At 66.2% G+C, this 20,576-nt stretch carries 19 protein-coding genes; 1 reads left to right on the top strand and 18 read right to left on the bottom strand.

Annotated elements, in window-relative coordinates; all coding sequences use genetic code 11:
* Positions 1-53 precede the first annotated feature (53 nt).
* The 18 genes from RAD16_RS17615 to RAD16_RS17530 form a co-directional block, all read right to left on the bottom strand.
* The gene (locus RAD16_RS17615) at positions 54-902 is read right to left on the bottom strand and encodes an MBL fold metallo-hydrolase (protein WP_212300604.1); all 849 of its coding nucleotides are present in this window, start codon (positions 900-902) and stop codon (positions 54-56) included.
* 31 nt (positions 903-933) lie between these two features.
* Positions 934-1,818 carry an amidohydrolase family protein gene (locus RAD16_RS17610; protein ID WP_458159162.1) on the bottom strand — a complete coding sequence of 295 codons (885 nt, stop codon included), beginning with the start codon at positions 1,816-1,818 and terminating at the stop codon, positions 934-936.
* Complete coding sequence (locus RAD16_RS17605; protein WP_458159161.1) at positions 1,815-2,936, bottom strand: vWA domain-containing protein; 1,122 nt, start codon at positions 2,934-2,936, stop codon at positions 1,815-1,817. Before RAD16_RS17605 ends, RAD16_RS17610 begins: the two co-directional genes overlap by 4 nt.
* Entirely contained in the window at positions 2,933-3,814 is an 882-nt protein-coding gene (locus RAD16_RS17600; RefSeq protein WP_458159160.1) for an AAA family ATPase, read from the bottom strand. Before RAD16_RS17600 ends, RAD16_RS17605 begins: the two co-directional genes overlap by 4 nt.
* A 12-nt stretch (positions 3,815-3,826) precedes the next feature.
* Complete coding sequence (locus tag RAD16_RS17595) at positions 3,827-4,849, bottom strand: xanthine dehydrogenase family protein molybdopterin-binding subunit (RefSeq protein ID WP_458159159.1); 1,023 nt, start codon at positions 4,847-4,849, stop codon at positions 3,827-3,829.
* Positions 4,850-6,442 (bottom strand): xanthine dehydrogenase family protein molybdopterin-binding subunit, encoded by a 1,593-nt coding sequence (locus RAD16_RS17590; RefSeq protein WP_458159158.1) that lies wholly within the window; start codon positions 6,440-6,442, stop codon positions 4,850-4,852.
* Positions 6,443-6,454: 12 nt separating this feature from the next.
* Complete coding sequence (locus RAD16_RS17585) at positions 6,455-6,931, bottom strand: (2Fe-2S)-binding protein (RefSeq protein ID WP_209958648.1); 477 nt, start codon at positions 6,929-6,931, stop codon at positions 6,455-6,457.
* 6 nt (positions 6,932-6,937) lie between these two features.
* A complete protein-coding gene (locus tag RAD16_RS17580) occupies positions 6,938-7,756 on the bottom strand; it encodes an FAD binding domain-containing protein (RefSeq protein WP_458159157.1) in 819 nt (272 codons plus the stop codon).
* Positions 7,757-8,200, bottom strand: coding sequence for an SRPBCC family protein (locus RAD16_RS17575; protein ID WP_458159156.1), 444 nt, complete (start codon positions 8,198-8,200; stop codon positions 7,757-7,759).
* 195 nt (positions 8,201-8,395) lie between these two features.
* Positions 8,396-8,833 (bottom strand): SRPBCC family protein, encoded by a 438-nt coding sequence (locus RAD16_RS17570; protein WP_015686997.1) that lies wholly within the window; start codon positions 8,831-8,833, stop codon positions 8,396-8,398.
* Positions 8,834-8,843: 10 nt separating this feature from the next.
* Positions 8,844-11,744, bottom strand: coding sequence for a flotillin domain-containing protein (locus RAD16_RS17565; RefSeq protein ID WP_458159155.1), 2,901 nt, complete (start codon positions 11,742-11,744; stop codon positions 8,844-8,846).
* Positions 11,745-11,770: 26 nt separating this feature from the next.
* Complete coding sequence (locus RAD16_RS17560; protein WP_458159154.1) at positions 11,771-12,604, bottom strand: phosphoenolpyruvate hydrolase family protein; 834 nt, start codon at positions 12,602-12,604, stop codon at positions 11,771-11,773.
* Positions 12,605-12,607: 3 nt separating this feature from the next.
* Positions 12,608-14,824 (bottom strand): Tm-1-like ATP-binding domain-containing protein, encoded by a 2,217-nt coding sequence (locus RAD16_RS17555; protein WP_458159153.1) that lies wholly within the window; start codon positions 14,822-14,824, stop codon positions 12,608-12,610.
* Positions 14,817-15,599 (bottom strand): ABC transporter ATP-binding protein, encoded by a 783-nt coding sequence (locus RAD16_RS17550; RefSeq protein WP_458159152.1) that lies wholly within the window; start codon positions 15,597-15,599, stop codon positions 14,817-14,819. The genes RAD16_RS17555 and RAD16_RS17550 overlap by 8 nt, the downstream gene beginning before the upstream one ends.
* Positions 15,592-16,680 carry a branched-chain amino acid ABC transporter permease gene (locus tag RAD16_RS17545; RefSeq protein WP_458159150.1) on the bottom strand — a complete coding sequence of 363 codons (1,089 nt, stop codon included), beginning with the start codon at positions 16,678-16,680 and terminating at the stop codon, positions 15,592-15,594. The genes RAD16_RS17550 and RAD16_RS17545 overlap by 8 nt, the downstream gene beginning before the upstream one ends.
* Before the next feature lies 1 nt (position 16,681).
* Positions 16,682-17,692 (bottom strand): branched-chain amino acid ABC transporter permease, encoded by a 1,011-nt coding sequence (locus RAD16_RS17540; RefSeq protein WP_458159149.1) that lies wholly within the window; start codon positions 17,690-17,692, stop codon positions 16,682-16,684.
* A 201-nt stretch (positions 17,693-17,893) separates the two neighbouring features.
* Positions 17,894-18,721, bottom strand: coding sequence for a helix-turn-helix domain-containing protein (locus RAD16_RS17535; RefSeq protein ID WP_458159148.1), 828 nt, complete (start codon positions 18,719-18,721; stop codon positions 17,894-17,896).
* A gap of 130 nt (positions 18,722-18,851) precedes the next feature.
* The gene (locus RAD16_RS17530; protein WP_458159147.1) at positions 18,852-20,102 is read right to left on the bottom strand and encodes an ABC transporter substrate-binding protein; all 1,251 of its coding nucleotides are present in this window, start codon (positions 20,100-20,102) and stop codon (positions 18,852-18,854) included.
* 171 nt (positions 20,103-20,273) lie between these two features.
* Between RAD16_RS17530 and RAD16_RS17525 the strand changes: the two genes are divergently transcribed.
* A partial coding sequence (locus RAD16_RS17525; protein WP_458159146.1) for a hypothetical protein occupies positions 20,274-20,576 on the top strand: 303 nt, incomplete at its 3' end.

Here is a 20,576-nt window from a genome sequence, read left to right as displayed (position 1 = left end):
CGGAAAAGTGTGAAGCGGTTTTCCGACAAGATCATGTGCAAACAAAAAGGGCCCTAGGCCGGAAACCAGTTGCGCGCCGGCAAGGACTGCACAATCGGACCGGGGACCTGGTCGTGCAGCCGACCTACGACGTTGCCGCCTTCGATCTTGGCAGGGCGGTCGTGCACCGGCAGCAGGTAACGTGAGTTGCTGAGCAGTTTCTTGATCGCAGCCTTCTCCGCGCGCTTGCTGGTGCCATGGTTGCCGGTGGTGCGCGGCTCCCAGTCGTGGATCTCGTTGAAGGGCGTCACGATCTGGTCGTTGAAATCGTAGATGACGTCGCCGCAGATGGTGGCGATGCCGTCCGCAGTCTCGACGATGATGTTCATTGAGCCCTCGGTGTGGGCGCCGGCGGCGTCGCAATAGACGCCGGGCATCAGCTCGATCGGGCCGGTGATCTCCAGATCGAGGAAGCGCAGCGCGCTTTTGGTGTGCAGACGGTCGATCAGGTGCTTGATGTCGGGCGCCGGATATTGCGGATGCATCAGGCCGGAGACGGAGTATTCCAGCTCCTTGCGGTTGAGGACGACGGTCGTGTTCATCGGGAACAGATCGTCCTTGCCGGCGTGGTCGATGTGAAGATGGGTGTGGCAGACGAAGCGGACATCGCCCATGCGCACGCCGTGGCGGGCGAGCTGGTTCTCGATCATGTTCTCGTGGTACTGCAAGCCGCGCATGCCCAGCGTTTCCATGATCTGGTTGGAGCGATAGCCGGTGTCGACCACGACTGGATATTTGCCGCCGAGGATCAAAAAGCCCAGCGTGAGGACACGGCGGGTGCGGCCGCAGTCGCGGCCAAGCACCAGAAAGCTCGATTCCAGCTCGATATCGCCATAGTCCAGGATCTTGATCTCCAGCGCCATTCGTTTCCCTCCCTCATCGGATTCTTGTCTGTCAAAGCCGGTAGACGCGCGTCGCGGTGCCCCTGAAGATCGCGTCCTGCTGCTCTGGACTCAGCGGCGCTGCCGCCGCCCGAAACGCGTCGACGAGCTCGCGATAGCTGGTCCACAATTTCTCGATCGGGAAATTGGAGCCGAACAGGCAGCGCTCGGCGCCGAAGATCGCGACGGTATCCATGACCACGGCCGCGATGTGCGCGGGATCGTTGCGGTGGATGAAGGTGCCGAGCCCGGAGAGCTTCGAGACCACGTTCGGGCAGGCCGCGAGCCGGGCCATCCCGGCGCGCCACGCCGCGCGTCCCGCGGGCGAGAGATCTTCGAGCATGCCGGCATGCTGCAGGATGAAAATCACCTTGGGGCATGACTCCGCGAGCTGAGCGGCATCCGGCATCTGCGGCGTGAAGACCTGGAGGTCGAAGCTCCAGCCGTAATCGGCGAGATGCGCGATGTTGCGGCGGACCAGGGGATCGAGGCAGAGGTCGGGCCTGGCCGCGAAACGATAGAGCGGGATCTCGTGCCAGTGCAGCTGCATGCGCACGCCGCGCACCAGGGAATAGCGTTTCAGCTGGTCGAGCTGCGGACGCACGTCGTCCACGGTAAAGTTGGCATAGGAGACGATGGCGTGCGGCCAGCCATGTTCGTCGGCGGTCTGCTGCACCCAGGCCGTCTCGTCCTCGAAACGGTCGTTGGCCCAGTTGGTCTGGACGTAGACCGAGCGGGTCACGCCGGAGCCCTTGAGGTCGTCGAGATATTCCTCGATCGGATAGTCTCGCCTGATCGGCTCGTAGGGTCCGAAGATGCGGGGCTGCATGGGGCCGGTCAGCCAGGGCAGGTCCGTCTGCCGCCAGATGTGGTGATGGCCGTCGACAATCTCGGTCACGCAACTCTCCTTCGTCCCAGTGCCAGTACATGCGCGACGATCGACGCGCTCGATCCGCCGTCGACGAGGTCGTCGACGAAGCGCTCGATGGCGACGAGCGCCTCGGTCTGCGGACGGAAGCCCGGGCCTGTCGCGAGCGGCGTCAGCCAGCTCACGCGCCAGGCCCGCCGCGACAATTTTGCCACGGCGTCGCGCAGTGCATCCGGCTCGCCGCGCTCGAGGCCGTCCGAGACGACGACCACGGCCGCGCCGCGTGCATAGCCGCCGAAGCGCGGCACCGCGAGGAAGGCCTGCAGCGCATCGCCGATACGGGTGCCGCCGTCCCAGTCGCTGACGAGATGGGCGGCCGCGCTCAGTGCCTGTTCGCGGCGCTTCAGCCGCAGCGCGCGGGTGACGCGCGTCAGGCGCGTGCCGAAGGTGAAGACCTCGACATTGGGCGCGGCCTGCACCAGCGCGTGTGCCAGCTTCATGTTCTCCTCGGTGCGGCTCTTCATCGAGCCGGAGACATCGATCAACAGCAGGAATTTTCGCGGTCGCTGCCGCCGCTTCATGTGACCCAGCCGCAGGATCTCGCCGTCGCTGCGGACGCTGTTGCGCAAGGTGCGGCGGAGGTCGGCGAACGGCCCGCGTCGGGCGCGCATGCGGCGATGGCCGCGCCGCCGGGGCAGGCGCCGCGGGGCCTCGCGCGTCAGACGCCTCAGTGCGTCGGTCGTGGAAAGCTGGACGAAACGGCGCTCGACCACCGCTTCGGCGCGCGTGGCTGTCAGGCCCGACTCATTGGCCTCGTCGGACAGCAGCGGCTCTTGCTCGCCGCGACCTTCTTCCTGAAGCCGGACCGTCTCGTCGTCCTCGCCGTCGTCGGCATGCTCGATCGCCTCGCTGCCGCGGAAGTGGAGGTCGAACAGGCGGTCAAAAGTCGCGCGGCGCTCGGGCGGCGGGGCGAGGGTGGCGAGCGCCGCCTGCCTGATATCCCTGAGGTCGCGCGGGCCGACTAGCTCGATCGCGGTGAGAAATGCAGTGGTCTGCTCGGGGGCAACAGCAAAGCTGTTGGCACGCAGCAGACCGACAAAGGAGACGAATACGCGGGCCGCCTGCGGCAGTTGGGGCTCGATGCTCATGCGGTCGCCTCCGCCAGCATCGCGTCGAGGCGAGGCGAGATGAAGTGCAGATCCTCCTCATCTTTCAACGCCACGCCGATCGAGCGCTTGAACGCGTCGGGCCAGCGCGCGCCGCCTTTGTTGAGAAGAGTTGCGGCCTCGGCCCAATCGACAGCTTCGGCGATACCCGGCGCCTTGCTGAGCGGCTCGCGCCGCAGCTTGCCGACGGCCGCGACGACGGCACGTGCGGTCGCCTCGGCCACGCTGGAGGCCCGCAGCATCACGATCCGTGCTTCGCGTTCTTCGGTGGGATAATCGATCCAGTGATAGACGCAGCGGCGGCGCAAGGCTTCGTGCAGGTCTCGCGTCCGGTTTGACGTCAGCACGACGACGGGCCGCTCGGCGGCGCGCACCGTACCGCGCTCGGGGATCGAGATCTGGAAGTCGGACAAAAACTCGAGCAGGAAGGCCTCGAACTCCTGGTCGGCGCGATCGACTTCGTCGATCAGCAGCACGGTGGAGTCAGGCGCGCGCAGCGCCGCCAGCATTGGTCGCTCGATCAGGAAGGTCTCGCCATAGATATCGATGCTCTCGTCGCCGGCCTGGCGGATCGCCAGCATCTGGCGCGGGTAGTTCCACTCATAGAGTGCTGCGGAGGCGTCGATGCCCTCATAGCATTGCAGGCGGATCAGCCGGCGGCCGAGCACGGCAGCAATGGCCTTTGCGGCTTCGGTCTTGCCGACGCCCGGCGCGCCCTCCAGCAGTAGCGGCTTGCCGAGTGCCAACCCAAGATAGGACGCAGTCGCAAGGCCCTCGTCGGCAAGGTAATAGGCCGCGCGCAGCGCCTTCTCCAGCGCCTCGGGGCTGTCGATGCCGACGATGTTGCTGCGGACCGCCATGAACCGAAACCTCTAGCGCCGCGCCTGCTGCCGCGCGCCGCCCTGGGCCTTTATCGCGCGCAGGACCTTTTCCGGGGTGATCGGCAGATCATCGATGCGCACGCCGACCGCGTTGAAGATCGCGTTCGCCACGGCGGGCAGCACCGGATTGGCGCACATCTCGCCGGGACCTTTGGCGCCGAAAGGGCCGTCAGGGGCAGGGCGCTCCAGCACGGCGATATCGTGCGGGCAGATGTCGCCGGGGCCGGGCATCAGATATTCGACGAAGTCGCGCGGGCCATGAATGGGCTCGGGATAGTAAGGCTCCGGCGTCTCGTAGAGCGCGTGGCTGACGCCCATCCAGGCACCGCCGACGAGCTGCTGTTCGACCAGGCGTGGATTGAGTGCGCGGCCGAGTTCATAGGCCGAATCCATCCGTACCATCGCGACTTCGCCGGTCTCGTCGTCGACGTCGACCTCGGCGACCAGGCAGGCATGGGCGTAGCAGGTCGCGGGCGACATCTCGCCGGTTTCGGGGTCGACGTTCGAGAGTGGCACGAGAAAGATGCCGCGGCCGGAGATGGTCTTGCCCTGCTTGAACTGCGCCGCAATCGCGACGTCCTTGGTCGAGATCGAGCGGTGCGGCGCGCCCTTGACGTGGATGTTGCCGCGCCCGTCGGTGTCGAGATCGGCGGCGTTGACCTCAAGCTCCTCGGCGGCGGCTTCCATCATCACGCCACGCGCTTCCCGGGCCGCTGCCATCACAGCATTGCCGACGCGGTGGGTGCCGCGCGAGGCGAACGAGCCCATGCAGTGCGGGCCGGTGTCGGAGTCTGCCGTATCGACATAGACATCCTCGACCGGCACGCCGAGCGTCTCCGCGCAGATCTGCCGCGTCACCGATTTCATGCCCTGTCCCAAGTCGATGGACGACAGAGCCACCGTGAACTTGCCGCTCGGGTTGGAATGCACCAGCGCCTGGCTGGGGTCGCCGCCGAGATTCATGCCGATGGGGTAATTGATCGACGCGATGCCGCGTCCGCGATGCCGGGTCATCTAGCGCCTCCTGGTGCCGAAGACGGAGGAGAAACGGGTCGCGCCATGCGAGGGCGCGGTCGGCCGCGGCGAAGGTGGTGGCGGAGCCGGCGGTGGTGGCTCGCGCGGCGGTTCGCGCGTGACGGTGGGCGGAAGCCGGTCGTAGCTGGTGCGCTGCTGCGCCGGAGCGGTGGGCCGTGCGCGGCCATCCGTCGGAGTGGGCGGGATCACGGCGCGGCTGCCGCCGCCGTCCTTGCGCGAGGACGCCCGCTTGAACTCTTCGCGGAGCGGCCACTTGGCTTTCTCGGCCGCGACCTGGACGCATTCGATCAGCGCGGTGTTCTTCGCTTCGCGCCGATGTGCCTTCATGTCGCCGTCGCGATAGGCATTCAGAATCCGGAACTCCATCGGATCCATGTTGATCAGATGCGCCAGCTTGTCCATCTGGCACTCGATCGCAAAGTCCATCGCGGTGACACCGAAGCCGCGCATGGCGGTCGCCGGCGTACGGTTGGTGAAGACGCAATAGACGTCGCCATAGACGTTGGGGATGGTGTAGGGGCCCGGCAGATGCGCAGCGCATTTCACGGCGGCGTAGCTCGACAGCCGCGTATAGGCGCCGCTGTCGAAATAGGCGCGGATCTTTCGCGCGACGATGCGGCCATCGCGCATCACGCCGTCCTTGATGTAGATGCGCTCGGCGCCGCGCGGCGGCCCGTATTGCATCTCCTCCTCGCGCCCGAACACGTAGCGCACGGGGCGGCCCGTCAACATCGCACCGAGGATGGCGAGCGGCTCGGTCAGCGTGTCGACCTTGCCGCCAAAGCCGCCGCCGACCGTGCCGCCGATGAAATGGAAGGTGTTGGAGGGCACGTCCAGGATCTTGGCGCAGGTGTCGACCGAGAAGAACAGCGCTTGCGTCGAGGTGTACACGACATAGCGGCCATTGGTGTCGGGCGCCGCGATCGCCCCGTTGGTCTCGGTCGGGGCGTGCTCGATCGGCGACATCTGGTAGCGCTGCTCCAGCACGTGATCGGCTGTCGCCAGCGCCGCGTCGGCATCGCCGAAGCGTAGTTTCTGATGATCGTAGGTCTCGTGATAGGTGAACGTGTTCTTGGGATAGGTTTCGTTGACCACGGGCGCGCCGGGCTTCAGCGCCTCCTCGACGTCGAACACCGCCGGCAGCAGCTCGTAGTCGACCTTGACTTTCGCGACGGCCTCAAAGGCCTCGCGCTCGCTGTCGGCGACGATCGCGACGATCGGCTCGCCCTTGTAGCGGACCTTGTCGACGGCCAGCGACGGCTCATCGTCCTTGCCGAAATTGATCAGGCTGAGAAGCGTGTTGAGATTGACCGGCACATCGGCGCCACGGATGATCCGGCGCACGCCCGCCGAACGCTCGGCGTCGGTGGTGTCGATGCGGCGAATCCTGGCGTGGGCCTGGGTCGAGCGCACGACCTTCAGATGCAGCATGCCCTGCAGCTTGTGATCGCCAAAATAGCTCGACGTGCCCGTGACATGGCCGAGCATGTCCTGGCGCTGGGTGCCCTTGCCGATCTCCTTGAGATTATCGTCGCGCTCGTCGGCGAAAATGTCCTTGCGCAGTTCCAGCATGGTCGCGTTCCCTTACGCGCTGACCCGGCCGCCGGCGGCGGCGAGGATGGCATTGATGATCGGCTCGTAGCCGGTGCAGCGGCAGATGTTGCCGGAGATCGCCTCGATGACCTCGTCACGGCTTGGCGATGGATTGCGGTCGAGCAGGGCCTTCGCGGCCATCAGCATGCCCGGCGTGCAATAGCCGCACTGGGCGGCAAAATTGTCGGCGAAGGCGCGCTGGAGCGGATGCAGGTTCGGGCCCTGCTTCATGCCGTCGAGCGTTTCGATGCTGCGGCCAGCCACGGTCTCCGCCAGCGTCAGGCATGAGAGGTGCAGCTCGCCGTCGATCAGCACGCTGCAGGTGCCGCAGCCGCCCTGGCCGCAGCCGAATTTCGGCGTCATGTCGCCGATCAACTCGCGCAGCGCCACCAGCAGATTGGTGCCGCCATCGACGAAGATCGCGACGTCGCGGCCGTTGTGACGAAATTGCAGAGGGATTTTGGACATGATCGTTTATTCCTGTCCCGACAGCAGGCGGCGCAGATGCACCCCCACGATCTCTCGGCGATACCAGGCGCTGCCGAGCGCGTTGTCGGAGGGCGATGTTCCCTCAGTGGCGGCCGATGCGGCGGCCGCAATGGTCGCAGCGTCGAGCGAACGTCCCTCCAGCGCCCGCTCGGCGGCGCGGGCGCGGATCTGCGTCGGCGCCATCGAGCCCAGCGCGATCCGCGCGCCCGCGATCCGTCCTCCGGAGATCGGCAGATGCGCGGCGAGCGTGATGACCGAGCCGCCCTTCGGCTTGATGCGGGCGATCTTGCGATAGCGAAACGCCTCGGTGCTGGCCGGCCGGGTGCACGAGATTGAGAGGACCAATGTTCCGGCCTGCCGGTCGCGTGCTTGCAAAAACTCCTCGATCGGGATGTCGCGCGAGCCGAAGCCGCCTTGCACGGCAACGGTGGCATCGAGCGCCAGCAGCGCGACGGTGAAATCGCCATATGGGTTTGGGGCGAAGAGATTGCCGCCGACTGTCCCCATGTTGCGCACCGCTGGGCCGCCGATCGAGCGGGCTGGGCCATGCAGGAAGCCAAGGTCGCGTTCCGCGAGGACGCGTGCGAAGGTAACGCCGGCGCCGAGCGTGATGCGCGGGCCGGAGGCGTCGATCCGGGTCAGCGCCTGGTCCTGGGCGCGGACCACGGTCGAGATCGAGACGTCGCCCTCATTCAGCGCCCGCATCACCAGCGTGCCGCCGCCGAGATAGCGCGCGGTGCGGTCCGAGGATAGCGCGCCGGCCGCCTCGCTGGCGCTGGTAAAAGTCTTCACTGTCACGGCCATCTAGGCGGCCTCCTTCAGATGCCGGCGGATCGCCCTGAACCCGGCCTGGTAGATGTCTTCTGCGACCATGTGGGTGATGCGCTCGCGATCCTCGGGCCTGGTCGTGAAGCGCGACTCCCAGTGCCAGAACGTGCGGTCGCCGTCGGTCACCGGCAGCAGGCGGACATGGGCGACGTAGTTGAACATCGGGATCGGGGTATCGAGCAGGCAGTAGCTGAAGCTTTGTTCGAGGTCGGACAGCGCCAGCAATTGCTCGCGGAGCTCCGCGCCGTCCTTCAGCTTGAACCGCCTGACGCAGCCGATCTTGTCGGAGGCGTGCGCGCGCTCGATCGAGGAGGTCGCGACCGCGGGGTGCCAGCGATCGTGTCCATTGAAATCGCGCAGCATGGCCCACGCCGCATCGGTCGGCGCGTCCAGGATCGTGCTTTTGACGATATGCGGCACCGCTAGACCTCGGTTGCTTTCTTCACCGCGCCCCGCTTGCGGGGAGAGGTCGCGCCGAAGGCGCGGGTGAGGGGGAGTCTCCGCGAGTCCAACTGCGTCCGTCCCCGGAGAGACTCCCCCTCACCCCAACCCTCTCCCCGGAGGCGGGGCGAGGGGGCGCAGTGTGCCGCGGCGTGAACGCTTGCGATCATCACATCAGCCTCCGAACACGCGCTTGAGGGCATCGAACCCGCCCTGGAATACGCCGCCGCCGATATTGCCGACGAGCTCGGTCTCCCGCTCCGGCGCGCAGTCGAACTCGGCGGTCCATTCGACAAAAGTCTGGTCGCCGTCGGTGACAGGCGTCAGCCGCAAGGTGGCGACGTAGTTCTCGACGCCCATCGGGGATTCCAGGATCGAATAGGTGCAGAACATGTCGTAGTCGGACAGGCCGAGCAGCTTCTCGCGGATGCGGTCGCCGTTGCGCAGCCGAAAGTCCCTGACGCAACCGATCTTGTCGGAGGGCTCGCCGCCCTCGATGCGGCTTTCGGCGATCGCGGGGTGCCAGTTCGGCAGGCCGTTGAAATCGCGCACCCGCGCCCAAACGCGGTCGTTGCGCGCGTTGACGACGGTGGAGACGTAGACGCGGGGCATGGGTCGGACCTCAGCTCTTCTTCCGCGGACCGCGCTCGGCCGGCGGCTCGCCGCCACCTTCGGCCGCAGGCGAGGGCGCCGCCGGCTTGTCGCCACCGCCTTTGCGGGCGGAGTCCTTGATGCCCTGCATGTCGCGGGCCTCGCGGATCAGGCCCGGCATCTTCGCGAGGCTGCCGCCTTCGACGCCGATGTCGGAGAGGATGGAGTCGATCAACGGCGCCTGCACGCGGTAGCGCAGCGCCGAGTCGATCACCTCGTCGGTGGCGCTGCGGCCGCCATTGCCGCCATGGCCATTGCCGTTGAGGCCGTCGACCTGGAGGATGCGGATGCCCTCGATCTTTTCCATCGGCTTGACGCTCTCGCGCACGATGCCCTCGATACGGTCGAGCAGCTTTCTGCGGAACAGCGAGTAGCGCGCCTGGTCGGTGAGCACGTTCTCGGCCTCGTTGAGCATCCGCTGCGCCTCGGCCTCGACGGCGGCGCGCACGCGCTCGGCCTCGGCGGCGATACGGGTTTCCTCGGCCTGCTTCTCGGCGAGCAGCACCTCGACGGTCTTGCGACGTTTTGCGATTTCGCTCTCTCGGGCGGTGACGACGCGCTCGGCAGCCTCGGTGGCGCGTATGCGGGCTTCCTCGGCCGCTGCGCGGGCGGCTGATTCTTCGAGCGACTTCTGGTGAATGGCGATCGCCTTCTCCATCAGGACCGTCTCGACCTCCTTCTCGCGGTTGACCTCGAGCTTGCGCAGTTCGCGCTCGCGGCCGATGCGGGCCTCGTCGAGGCCGCGGTCGGAGGCGATGCGGGCGCGTTCGACTTCCTCGCGGGAAGAGATCTCGGCCTCCTGCAATGACTGGACGCGGGCGACCTCGAGCTGCTCGATCGCGCGGCGGCGTTCGAGGCGGGCGGCTTCCAGCGCCTGCTCGCGCGAGACGTCGGTGGTCTCGACCTCCTTGCGGGCGACGATCTCGGCCTGCCGGACCTGGCGGTCAGCATCGATCCGCTCGGATTTCTTGGCGGACAGCGCGATGACGCGGTCCTCATCGGCGATTTCGATCGCCTTCTTCTGCTCGATATTGAGCACTTCGCGCTTCTTCGACGAATTGATCCGCTCGGCCTCCAGCGCGAGATCGACGGTAATGCGCTGGCGTTCGATGGCATCGCGCCGCTTCAGCTCGGCGGCCTCCAGAATGCCGGTCCGCTCGATTTCCAGTGAGCGGGTGGCGCGCTCGGCCTGGATGCGCTCGGCCGCGACCGCCTTCTCTTGGGCGATGCGGGCGGCCTCGATGGCCTCGCGGGAGGCGATGTCGGCTTCCTCGACGGCGCGGTTGCGGGCGATCTCCAGCGAGCGGACGCGTTCTTCCTGGGCGATGCGCGAGGCCTCGGTGGTCTCGCGTGCGGCGATGCCGGCGACCTCGAGCGTCTGGTTGCGCTCGATCTCCAGCTGCCGCGTGTTCTGCTCGGCGGCGATGCGTTCGGCGGCGAGCGTGCGTTCGCGGGCGATCCGGGCCGCCTCGACGGCGCGCTGCGCCTCGATCTCGGCCTCCTGGATGGTACGCACCTGCTGGATCTCCAGGGCACGGGTGCGCTCATCGGAGGAGATGCGCTCGACATTGACGATCAAAGTCTGGGCAATGCGGGCCTTTTCGGTGGCTTCGCGCGCGGCGATCTCGGCCTCGTCGACGGCGCGGGTGCGTTCGATCTCGCGGCGGCGCGTCTCTTCCTCGTTGGCGATGCGGGCGTCGGTCACGACGCGGTCCTGCTGGATCCGCGCCTTCTCGATGGCCTCGCGGGCCGCGATCTCGGCTTCCTCGACCGTGCGCATCCGCTCGATCTCGCGCTGGCGGACCTCGCGTTCGGAAGCGATCCGCGTCGTGTCGATCGAGCGCTGGTTGGCGATGCGGGTCTTCTCGATCTCCTCGCGCGCCAGCAGCTCCTTCTCCTCGATGGTACGGGTACGCTCGATCTCCTTCTGGCGGGTCTCGCGCTCGGAGGCGATGCGCGCCTCCGCGATCGCCTGCTCGTTGGCAATCCGGGAGCGCTCGATGGCCTCGCGCGCCGAGATCTGGGCTTGCTCGGCCTCGGTCTCGCGCAGGGCGCGTTCGCGGGCGACTTCGGTGCGCTGCAGCGCGCGGCGCATCTCGATGTCGCGTTCCTGCTCCAGCCGCGCGGTCTCGCTCTCGCGCTCGATTTCGAGCGCCTGCCGCTCGGCTTCGAGATTGCGCGTACGGATCTTGATCATCGAGTCCTGCTCGATGTCGTTGCGCAGCTTGCGCCTGGCCTCGATGTCCTCCATCAGACGGGTCAGACCTTCGGCATCGAAACGGTTCGAGGGGTTGAAGAATTCGAGGTCGGTCTGGTCGAGATCGGTGATGGCGACGGATTCGAGCTCGAGGCCGTTCTGGGCGAGGGCCTCGGCCGCATTGGTCTTGACGCGCGCGACATAGTCGCCGCGGCGCTCATGCATCTCCTCCATGGTCATTTCGGAGGCGACGGAGCGGATCGCCGAGATGAACTTGCCGGCCAGCAGTGCGTGCAGCTGTTCCGGCTCCATGGTGCGGCGGCCCAGGGTGGCGGCCGCGATCGAGACGGCCTCGCGGGTCGGCTGCACGCGCACATAGAAGTCGGCCTCGATGTCGACGCGCATGCGGTCGCGGGTGATGACAGCGTCTTGCCGCGAACGCACGATGCCCATCGGCAGCACGTTCATGTTGACGGGGGTGTAGGCGTGGATGAACGGCAGCACGAAGGCGCCGCCGTTGATCACCACACGTTCGCCGAGGAAACCGGTCCGGACGAACGACACCTCCTTGGAGGAGCGGTGGTAGAGCCAGTTGACGATGTACACGCCAACAACGATCACGATGATCGCGACGATCAGCCAGAGGATGAGCTCGCCGACCAGGATCCCTGACATGTTTCCCTCCCTCGATCTTGCAGGCGTCAGCGAGCGCCGATCGCCTTGAATTTGCGTACCTGGTCCGTCAATGCCCGCTCCACCGGCAGCCGCTCCATCGAGGACGCGCCGTAGAAGCCGTGGCAGTAACGGGTGTTCTTCATGATGAAATCGGCGTCCGCTGGATCCGCGATCGGGCCGCCATGGGCGAGCACCAGAATGTCCGGATTGACGCTGAGCGCCGCCGAGGCCCAGGTGTCGATGCGCGCCGGGCAATCCTTCAGTTTCGGCGCGGTCTGCGCGCCGATCGTGCCACCGGTGGTCAGGCCGAGGTGGCAGACGATGATATCGGCGCCGGCGATCGCCATCGCGGCGGCTTCTTTCTCGCTGAAGACGTAGGGCGTCGTCAGCAGATCCTTCTCGCGTGCCTTGGCGATCATGTCGATTTCCAGCGCGTAGGACATGCCGGTCTCTTCGAGATTGGCGCGGAATACGCCGTCGATCAGGCCGACGGTCGGAAAGTTCTGCACGCCGGCGAAGCCGAGCGTCTTGAGCTGGTCGAGGAACACGTCCATGTCGCGGAACGGATCGGTGCCGTTGACGCCGGCGAGCACCGGCGTCTTGCTGACCACGGGCAAGACTTCGCCGGCCATCTCCAGCACGATGGCGTTGGCGTCGCCATAGGGCATCAGACCCGCAAGCGAGCCGCGGCCAGCCATGCGATAGCGGCCGGAATTGTAGATCACGATCAAGTCGACGCCGCCGGCTTCCTCGCACTTGGCCGACAGGCCGGTGCCGGCGCCACCGCCGACGATCGGCTCGCCGCGCTTCGCCATCTCGCGAAACCGTTTCAGGAGAGTAGTGCGTTCAAACCGGGCCATCGGTCACCTCGCTAGTCTCCGGCGCGCCCCGGCGCGGCCGAACAGCGTTCGGAACGCGATCACGATGGTCGAGGCGAACTCGGGATCGTTGATGTTCTGCTTGACGCGGACCAGTTGGCGATTGCCGGTCGAACGCACCGTGCGCTCCAGCGCGCGGAACAAGGCGGCATCGGCCTCTGGGTCCCAGAACGGTTTGCCGCGGGCGTCGAGCGCGGAGACACCGCCCTCAGGCAGGAAGAAGCGTACCGGTCCATCCATCTGGTTGAGCCGCTCGCCGATCCAGCGGCCCATGCGTTCGCTTTCCTCGGCCGTGGTCCGCATCAAGGTCACCTGCGGATTGTGGACGTGGAATTTGCGGCCGCGATAGCGCTCGGGAATAGTGTCGGGCGCGCCGAAATTGACCATGTCGAGCGCGCCGACCGAGCCGATATAGGGCAGGCGGGTGCGGATGATCGCGCCAAATCGATCCTCGGTCGCCGGGAACACGCCGCCCATGAGGAGATCGCAGATCTCGGTCGTGGTGAGATCGATGACGCCCGCGAGCTGGCCGGAGTCGACCAGCTTCTCCATCGAGCGCCCGCCGACGCCGGTGGCGTGGAACACGAGGCATTCGAAGTCAGCGCGCAGCTCGGCCGCGATCTTCTGCACCGCAGGCGTCGTGACACCGAACATGGTGATGCCGACCGACGGCAGGCCTGCACTCGCCACTCGCTCTTTGGCCTCGCGCTGGTCGAGGCGGGCCTTGACCATGCCGGCGATGGCGTTGGCGCCGTTCGACAGCACCGCGCGCGAGATCGAGTTGAGGCCCTGAACGTCGGTGACCGAGTACATCATGGTGATGTCGGCCGGACCGACATAGGGCGCGACGTCGCCCGAGGCGACCGAAGAGATGATCAGCTTTGGCACGCCGACGGGAAGGGTGCGCATGCCGGGCGCGACGAGAGAGGCCGCGCCGGAGCCGCCGGCCGAGATCACACCGGCGATATTGCCCTGGCGCTTGATCCAATTGGCAAACGCATCGGCCATCGCCGTCACCGCGGCGCCGCGGTCCGGGCCGAACACGGCCGAGCCGCCGCGGCCATGGTTCAGGGCTATCTCCTGCGCGGAGACATCGCAGGTCGCATGCTTGCCGCTGGTGGAGACGTCGACCAGCCGCGTGCGCAGGCCGCTTTCGGCGATGATGTCGCGGATGAAGCGGAGTTCCGTACCCTTGGTGTCGAGCGTGCCGACGACCAGCACCACCGGCGGGCCCGATGTCTGCGCCGTCATCGGCTCGCGCTTGCGCCGCGCGGTTTCGTCTAGGCGGGCGACCTGCGTCGACAGTGTACGGGCCGCAGCCTCAATGCGGCCGATTGGGACCGGCTGCGACCAGCGCGTTGGCGGTGTGGGGTTGGAGATGTAGATCCGGATCGGGCCGCTCGCGCGTGCAGGCTGTGGGGCCGGCCTTGCTTCACCGCCGGCCGCCGGCACATCGAGGTCGGATTCAAGCTCGGCGTGCAGCCCGACGCCGAGCAGGCGCTGCTGCAGCTCGCGATCGGCCGCGAGCCGCACGGAATCGATGATGCGGTTGATACGGCCGTTGACCATGATCGCGACGTTGCGCGAGATCGCGGTGGCGACGCCGATATTCTGCTCGATCACGAGCACGGACATGTCGCCGTCCTCGCCAAGCTGCAGCAGCATGTCCTCGACCTGGGCGACGATGACGGGGGCAAGCCCCTCGGTCGGCTCGTCCATGATCAGGAGATGCGGATTGGTCAGCAGCGCGCGCGAGATCGCGAGCATCTGCTGCTCGCCGCCGGAGAGCTGGCCGCCGCCATGGTCCTTGCGCTCGGCGAGCCGCGGAAAAGTGTCGTAGATGCGTTCGACGGTCCAGGCGCCGGGCCGCATCCCGCCGGCCAGCCGCAGATGCTCGTCGACGCTGAGCGAGCGCCAGAGCCGGCGTCCCTGCGGCACATAGCCGACGCCGAGCCGCGCGATATGGGCTGGCGGCCGCCGGGTGATGTCCTCGCCGCGGACGCGGATCGAGCCGCCGCTGACCGGCACAAGGCCCATGATCGCCTTGCACAGCGTGGTCTTGCCCATGCCGTTGCGGCCGACCACGGAGAACACACCGGCGTCGAGCGAGAGGTCGACGCCCTGCAGCGCGTGCGAATGGCCATAGTAGACGTCGAGGCCTCGGACCTCGAGCGCTGCGGGGGAACGGCGGACCTCACTCATGGCCGCCTCCGAGATAAAGCTCCTGCACCTCGGAGTCGGACTGGATCTCCTCCGGCAGGCCCTCCTTGAAGATGCGGCCGTTGTGCATCATCGTCACGCTCTCGACGACGCGTAGCGCCACGTCCATGTCGTGCTCGATGATGATGTAGCCGATATGCGCGGGCAGCGAGGTCAGGATCTCGACCAGCTCGGCCCGTTCGGTCGGCGAGAGGCCGGCGGCGGGCTCGTCGAACAGCACGAAGCGGGGCGCGCCGGCAAGCGCCAGCGCGATCTCGAGTTGGCGCTGCTGGCCGTGCGCGAGTTCGGCGACGCGCTGGTCCTTCACCGCGGTGAGGTGCACGGCCTGCACCAGACCGTCGGCGGCGTGCATCAACGCGTCATTCTGTCCGGGGCGCAGGAACGAGAAGCGGCCGCGCGAGACGCCACGGCAGGCAAGATAGACATTGTCCTGCACGGTCAGCCCGGGGAACAGCGCGGAGATCTGATAGGTCCGCCTGAGGCCACGGCGGATGCGCTCATAGGGCGGGAAGTGCGTCACGTCCTCGCCGAAGAAGCGGATCGTGCCCGAAGAGGGCGGAAAGTCGCCGGTGATACAGTTGAACAGCGTTGTCTTGCCGGCGCCGTTGGAGCCGAGCACCGCGCGGCGCTCGCCAGGGCGCACGGTGATGGTGACGTCGGTGAGTGCCGCCAGCGCGCCGAACAGCCGCGTGACCCCGCGCAGCTCCAAAGCTGCACCGGCACCGACGGCGGAGAGGCGCCGGGCGACGCTATCCATGGCCGCGCCCTCCGCTCGGGCGATCCGCCTCGCGACGTTGGCTCTGGCGCCAGCGTTGCCACAGGCCGATCACGCCGTCCGACGACCAGAACACGATGGCAAGGAAGCCGAGTCCGATCAGCAGCCGGAAGCGGTTGCCGTCGAGCCCGATCTTGACCAGGAAGTCGAGCGCGAAGGTGCGCAGGAGGACGAATACCAGTGCGCCGATATAGGGCCCGATCGGCCGCGTGATGCCACCGACGACGGCGATGATGAGGACGTCGATGCAGGCGCCGACACTGACGGTGCCCGGCGAGATCTGTCGATAGTTCCAGACCTGAAGCACACCGGCGAGGCCGGCAATGAAGGACGCCACCGCATAGGCGGCGACACGGTGCGCATTGACGTTGAAGCCGAGTGCGGCCATGCGGCGCGGATTGTCGCGCACGCCCTGCAGCGCCAGGCCGAACGGCGCGCGGGAGATGTAGTCGACCGCGAAATAGCAGAGCGCGGCGACCGCGAGCACGATGTAATAGAAGGGAATGTCGGCGCGCCAGTTGACGCCCCAGAAGTGCGGCGTCGAAACGTTGTTGATGCCGGTGTGGCCGTTGAAGATCGCCCAGTTCTGGTTGGTGAAGTAATAGAAGGCCGCGCCGATCGCGAGCGTGATCATGATGGTGTAGATGCCCTCGGTGCGCACCGCGAGCGCGCCGCCGAGCGTGCCGAAGATGGTCGCGAGCGCCAGCGCCATCGGCACCGCCAGCCACCACGGCCAGCCCAGGCTGATATTGGCGTTGCCGCTGACGCCGAACACCGCGACCATGTAGGCGCAGAAGCCGGCAATGGTGAGCTGCATCAGGCTGACCATGCCGCCATAACCGGCCAGGAACATCAGGCTGAGGGCGATGGTGCCCAGGATCAACGTCGTCGCGAAGATCTCGATCAGGAAGAAGCCGTTGGCGATCAGCGGCATGATCAGGAGGATGATCGCCACGATCCAGGCCGCGGGATTGTTGACGTCGGGCCAGCCGCGCATGGCCGGGCGCTGCGCTGTTGAGGCGGGGGTGCGGACCTGAATGCGAGCGTCGTGGGTGACCGACATGTCAGCGCCTCGCAAGCAGGCCCTGCGGCCGAAGCGCCAGCACCAGCACCATGATCAGGAACGTCACGACGATGGCGTAGGTCGGGATGTAGACCGAGCCAAGCTGCTCGGCGAGACCGATGATCAGCGCGCCGAGCGCGGCACCGGGGATCGATCCCATGCCGCCGACGATCACGACGACGAGGGAGGCAAGCAGGAAGCGGATGTCCTCGCCCGGCGAGAGCGACTGGAAGGTGCCGCCGACCACGCCTGCGATACCGGCAAGCCCGGCGCCGAGCGCGAAGACGAGCACGAAAACGATCTGGATGCGTACACCCGTTGCGGCGAGGATATCGCGATCGTCGACCCCGGCGCGGATGATCATGCCGATCCGGGTGCGGTTGAGCGCGAGCCACATCGCGACGCCGATGATCACGGACGCCAGGAAGATCACGAGCCGTACCAGCGGGTAGCGCAGGTAAACCGGCTCGCCGGAAGACTTGACGGCCGTGAGCAGCGGCAGCTCGATCGGACCGATCAGCCAGCTTGGGGTCTGGATCTGGTAGAAGTCGCCGCCGCAGGCCCAGAGCATCAGATCGGCGAACACGATCGAGAGCCCGATCGTGACCATGGTCTGGCGCAGATCCTGGCCCTCCATGCGGCGGAACACGAGGACCTGGAGCAGTACGCCGACCAGCGCCGTCAGGATGAAGGCGACGATGAACGACAGGATCCACGAGCCGGTCGAGGCGCTGATGGCGTACCCGACATAGCCGCCGAACAGATAGAGCGAACCGTGCGCAAGGTTGACGTTGCGCATCAGGCCGAAGATCAGCGTGAAGCCGCTGGCGACGAGAAAATAGAGTCCGCCGAGCGTGATGCCGTTGAAGAGGGCGTTGAGGAACACCCGCTTGCGGCCGAGCGCCTCCTCGAGGCCGGGCGGCCACACCGCGAAGATCAGCCACAGCGCGACTGCGATCGCGATGATGATGACCAAAGCCCAGGCGGGATGGCGCTCGACAAAGCGGGTCATGATGGCCGCTCCGTCGTCGCGTCATTCAAACCCTCTCCCTGCAAGCGAGGTGAGGGGGCACGCAGACCGTTGCCGGCCGCAAGCCCTGCCATGAACGTGCGCTCCCTATCGACCGCAATCCTCGTGTCGGGATCGCGTTGCGCACATCCTAGAGCGGCTGTCGGGGGCGCATTTGATCGTGAGTATCTTTTCGCGCGTCCCTCAGCCGCGCAAAACCTTGGCCGCGCGACGATAATCGGTCGGCGCCATGCCGACATTGGCGGCGAAGAAGCGGGTGAAACCGCTCTGCGAGGAGAAGCCGAGATCGAAGCCGATATCTGCGATCGGTGCTTCGCTCGCCACCAGCGCTTCCAGCGCCTGCTCCATCATCAGCGTGTTGAGATAGAGGTGCGGGGTGACGCCGGTCTGGGTGCGGAACAGCCGGTAGAAATGCGGGCGCGACAGGCCGGATTCGCGCGCGATGGTGTCGAGCTCGATCTCGGCGCCGGGACTCTCCGACATCATCTTGATGCACTTGCGTACGCGAAAATCGGTGACCGAGCCGTTGGCGCGCGGATCGCGCGTGAGCTCGGCCTGCTGCCAGCTTTCGTCGTAGCAGACGTCGATCAGACGTCTCAGCTCGCCGTCGAGGCTGTTGAGCGAGGGTGCGCCGCACACAAGGGCGGCCGCGTGCCTGATCTGCTTGTCCAGCGCGATCGATCGCGAAAACTGCGTGCGCCCGAAGCGAAGGCGGTCGGCGCCGGGCGCATCGGGCGCGAACCACTCGGCGTTGACATAGAGCACGAAGAAAACGGCGCCGCCGTCGAGATCGGACGGCAGGAAATTATGCGGTTCCCATGGATTGATCGCGACGACGGAACCTTCAGTGAGCTCGTAACGTCCATCGTTGACGTCGATGCATGCGGGACGTCCCCCGACATGGAAGATCAAATGACCTTCGCGATGTGCGTGGATGTTGAAGGGGCGGTTCAACTGATAGACCGTCGCCCGGCCGAAGCGGCCGTGGAAGACGGCGAGCGCCCGGCTCATGCCTTCCCTCCCAGAAGCTCTTGTCTTTTTTGATAGCGTTCAACAACCGGGGAGAGAATGCAAGGGCGCACAATGTCCGCACCTTGCAAATCTCTCCCCGGTCAGTCATGGCGTCGCTGATGCGACTACGTCAGTACTTCTTACATTCCGGTACTGTACGGCTTGGCAAACCGATCTTGGCGAACACCGCGGGGTCGTAACCCAGCGTCTGGTTCACGTTCGGGATCACCTTCACGACCTTCGAGAACAGCGCGCCCTTGCCGTCGTCGACGACCTCGGTGACGAAGTTGGTGCCGATCGCCTGGCGGTTGGAGTCGAGCTTGATCTTGCCGTTGGGCGCATCGAGCTCGATCTTCGCCAGTGCGGCCTTGTACTTCGACTGGTTGTCGCTGAGGTCGCCATTGACCTGACGCAGCGCGAGGATCAGCGCCATCGTCGAGCCGTAATAGTTTGTGGCGAGCAGCGAGGGGCTCGGGAAGCGCTTGTTCGGTGGGAAGGCGTCCTGATAGTCCTTCACGAATTTCTGCCAACCCGGATCCTCCCAGGTGTCAGCCTGGCCGCTCGCGGCGAGCGTGCCGACCAGCGCGCTCTTGGCATTGCCCTTGGACGACAGGATGGTCTGGTCGATCATGATCGAGCCGCCCATCAGGTGCGCCTTGCCGCCGGCCTGCTGGTACTGGTTGAGGAAGTTGACGGCGTCGGCGCCGCCGAGGCCGAGATAGATCGCGTCGACGTCGTCGGGCAGGGCGGCGATCACCGAGGCAAAGTCCTTGGTCCCGAGTGGCACCCATTGCCGGTTGGTGACCTGCCCGCCGGCGCCGCAGAACTCGAGCACGAGCCCGAACACCTGGGTGTAGATGAAGGAGTAGTCCTCGCCGACCGTCGCGATCTTGCGATACTTCTTTTCGTCATAGGCGTATTTGCCGAGGCCGACCTGCCACTGCGCGCCGTCCATGTTGTAGCGGAAGAAGTTCGGGGCCGGATCGACATAGGTCGTCTCCTGCGCGCCGGACGCGGCGTTGACGAAGGTCAGCTCCGGATGGGTTTTTGCAAAGTTCTTGACCGCGATGCCTTCGTCGCCGGACAGCGGGGACAGCAGGATCTGCACCTTGTCCTGCTCGATCAGCTTTCGCACCGCGCGAACCGCGGAATCGGGCGTCGCGTCGGTCGAGGCGATGATGAATTCGAGCTCCTTGTCGCCGACCTTCTTGCCGAGCACGTTGAGTGCGGTCTGGAAGCCGCGGATGCCGTCCTCGCCGAGCACGGTGTAGGTGCCTTCGAGCGTTGCGGTGACGCCGACCTTGATCTTCTCCTGCGCGAATGCGGTGCCCGACAACAACAGGCTGCTCAACGCGATCAGTCCTAGACTGCCTTTCAACATTGCTCTCCTCCCTGGGGCCTTCGTGTCGCTGTTTTTCGCCGCACGCTCGCGCATCGCCGCGCGTTGCGGCGTTTTGGCAAGGCGTGCAGTTCTTGGGATGGAGGCTAACCGAACTCGGATGCAGCGCACGCGTTGGAGCCATGTGCGGCTTAACGGGCAGTCTCATTTTGAATGGTGCGTCGCAAATTGTTCCGCGGTGCAACAGGTTCGCTCGTATGGCGCGTTACGCCGCGGCCCGGCCTGTTTCGTCCTGCTGTCAACGCTATCAGGCAAAAAGATTTCGCTTTACAAGAATTCGGATTTATCGTATTTGTTGCCCATCCCGGTTCATCCTTGAGGGGCGATCATGTGGTCGTCATTTTCGCGAGCCGGGCCTGCGGTGGACGCGGCAGCGTCGGGTGCGAGAGGATTGGGCAGGGCGGATTGCTCTCCGTGAGCCCAAAACTTCGTGCGGACGAACGGCGCTGTCAGGTT

The organism is Bradyrhizobium sp. 18BD, assembly GCF_054185225.1.
The sequence above is the reverse complement of the archived record's forward strand: the minus strand, read 5'-3'. Positions and strand labels throughout refer to the sequence as shown.

Bases quoted from the DNA above. Each gene is read 5' to 3' on its own strand.
- RAD16_RS17615 (WP_212300604.1), bottom strand. From the start codon at position 902: ATGGCGCTGGAGATCAAGATCCTGGACTATGGCGATATCGAGCTGGAA.
- RAD16_RS17605 (WP_458159161.1), bottom strand. From the start codon at position 2,936: ATGAGCATCGAGCCCCAACTGCCGCAGGCGGCCCGCGTATTCGTCTCC.
- RAD16_RS17600 (WP_458159160.1), bottom strand. From the start codon at position 3,814: ATGGCGGTCCGCAGCAACATCGTCGGCATCGACAGCCCCGAGGCGCTG.
- RAD16_RS17595 (WP_458159159.1), bottom strand. From the start codon at position 4,849: ATGACCCGGCATCGCGGACGCGGCATCGCGTCGATCAATTACCCCATC.
- RAD16_RS17590 (WP_458159158.1), bottom strand. From the start codon at position 6,442: ATGCTGGAACTGCGCAAGGACATTTTCGCCGACGAGCGCGACGATAAT.
- RAD16_RS17585 (WP_209958648.1), bottom strand. From the start codon at position 6,931: ATGTCCAAAATCCCTCTGCAATTTCGTCACAACGGCCGCGACGTCGCG.
- RAD16_RS17580 (WP_458159157.1), bottom strand. From the start codon at position 7,756: ATGGCCGTGACAGTGAAGACTTTTACCAGCGCCAGCGAGGCGGCCGGC.
- RAD16_RS17570 (WP_015686997.1), bottom strand. From the start codon at position 8,833: ATGCCCCGCGTCTACGTCTCCACCGTCGTCAACGCGCGCAACGACCGC.
- RAD16_RS17565 (WP_458159155.1), bottom strand. From the start codon at position 11,744: ATGTCAGGGATCCTGGTCGGCGAGCTCATCCTCTGGCTGATCGTCGCG.
- RAD16_RS17560 (WP_458159154.1), bottom strand. From the start codon at position 12,604: ATGGCCCGGTTTGAACGCACTACTCTCCTGAAACGGTTTCGCGAGATG.
- RAD16_RS17555 (WP_458159153.1), bottom strand. From the start codon at position 14,824: ATGAGTGAGGTCCGCCGTTCCCCCGCAGCGCTCGAGGTCCGAGGCCTC.
- RAD16_RS17550 (WP_458159152.1), bottom strand. From the start codon at position 15,599: ATGGATAGCGTCGCCCGGCGCCTCTCCGCCGTCGGTGCCGGTGCAGCT.
- RAD16_RS17545 (WP_458159150.1), bottom strand. From the start codon at position 16,680: ATGTCGGTCACCCACGACGCTCGCATTCAGGTCCGCACCCCCGCCTCA.
- RAD16_RS17540 (WP_458159149.1), bottom strand. From the start codon at position 17,692: ATGACCCGCTTTGTCGAGCGCCATCCCGCCTGGGCTTTGGTCATCATC.
- RAD16_RS17535 (WP_458159148.1), bottom strand. From the start codon at position 18,721: ATGAGCCGGGCGCTCGCCGTCTTCCACGGCCGCTTCGGCCGGGCGACG.
- RAD16_RS17530 (WP_458159147.1), bottom strand. From the start codon at position 20,102: ATGTTGAAAGGCAGTCTAGGACTGATCGCGTTGAGCAGCCTGTTGTTG.